Annotated in this window: 1 protein-coding gene and 1 pseudogene; both read right to left on the bottom strand. The window is 61.7% G+C overall.

The features are described from left to right. A partial coding sequence (locus tag EN750_RS34190; RefSeq protein WP_245482890.1) for a polysaccharide biosynthesis/export family protein occupies positions 1-588 on the bottom strand: 588 nt, incomplete at its 3' end. A gap of 67 nt (positions 589-655) precedes the next feature. Continuing rightward, a pseudogene (locus tag EN750_RS34185) lies at positions 656-1,424 on the bottom strand (hypothetical protein); the annotation flags it as partial.

Genomic DNA, 1,424 nt, shown 5'->3' with positions numbered 1-1,424 from the left:
CCCCCCCGCTCCCGCCTGCGCGACCGCCGATATCAATGCATTCGACAGGGGCGAGCCCTGCGGCGGCTGCATGTCAAATTCTGCCTGGTTCTGAAGTTCGGCGCGGATGCGGGCGCCATGAAAGTAGTCCCTGATGTAATCCCCCCAGATCGACTCGTAGTCGCGTCGCAGATCAACGGGATCAGGTCCGCTTTGGCTTGCCCGCGACCGCAGAAGGCTGAAACCGCCGGCGACAGCAATCGCCTGCCGGACTGTCATGAGTGGCCGGTAAGCCTGCTGCCCTGGCGTCAGCACATCGCCAGTCACGTAGATCGGCCGGTACTCCGCGATCACGGCCGTGACGTCGCTCGGCTTGATGACGATCATTTGCTCCCGTCCATCAGGCAGACGCTGGTGGACGATCTTGGTTGGCAGCACCGCTTCCATGCGCGTCTGCAATTCGGCCGGCGTCAACCCGCCAACCGGGATCATCCCGAACTCGGGCAGCGCGATCGAGCCATCCATCTGGACAACCGCGCGTTGCGTTCGTTCCGCTATGGAGGCAATTCCTATCTCCACCGTGTCGCCGGGGGAGAGCTTGTAGGCCACCGGCGCTTCGGCCGCGGTTGCGCTGCTCAAGGCCAGGCATCCGACAAGTGCTGCAAAGGAAATTCGGCTAACGAAGGCCATTGGTGGCAATCTCCTTTTGATTCATATCCGGCTGCGGCGGCCAATCGAGATGGGCGACGAATTCGTAGACCGGTCCGCCCGGTACCCCCCAATTGCTCGACCAGATCACTTGCGACCCATCAGGGGACGGGGAGGCGTGTGTCTCGCTCCAATAATCGAACGGAGCATTTCGCGTCTGCACGATCCGTCGGGCCTCTCGACTGCCGTCGACACGCAGCGCGATCACCTCGCGCGAGTATGGAGCCCAGTCCGGCTGGCTTCGAACCTCCTCGGGATTGCCCCCGTAACTCATGAATGCCCATTCGGGCCGGTCCAAAGCGCGCAGCGACGCATGCTCGGCCTCGCCGAACTTCATGAGCGACGTGACCTTTCCATCGGACAGCCGACGTTTGATCACCTGATATTTGTCCGGGCTGGATTTGCTGATTCCGACGTAAATTTCGCTGCCGTCCGCGTCGAGAGTCATATCGCCATGGCCGGGCCGATGATGGTCCTTCCACGTCTGGCGCAAGGTGCCGTCGATTGCGAAAATGGCTCGCTGCTCGGTGCCGTCGGCCAGGTTTTGGAAACACAGGATGTTTTCTCCAAGCGGAGAAATGGTGCAGGAACTGGTCGTTCCGGCAACCTGGGCGAGATTGATGTCCGGGTATTTCAGACGCCGGTCGAGGTCATATGCGAAGGCGACGGCAGCACCATCATCGCGGGTCGCGCGTACGGCAATGCGGCTGCCGTCACGACTTGGATTTCCCTTGGAC

Origin of the sequence: Mesorhizobium sp. M7A.F.Ca.ET.027.03.2.1, assembly GCF_003999175.1 — a bacterium.
In the GTDB taxonomy this organism is placed as follows: Bacteria; Pseudomonadota; Alphaproteobacteria; order Rhizobiales; family Rhizobiaceae; genus Mesorhizobium.
This window is presented reverse-complemented; position numbering and strand designations above follow the sequence as displayed.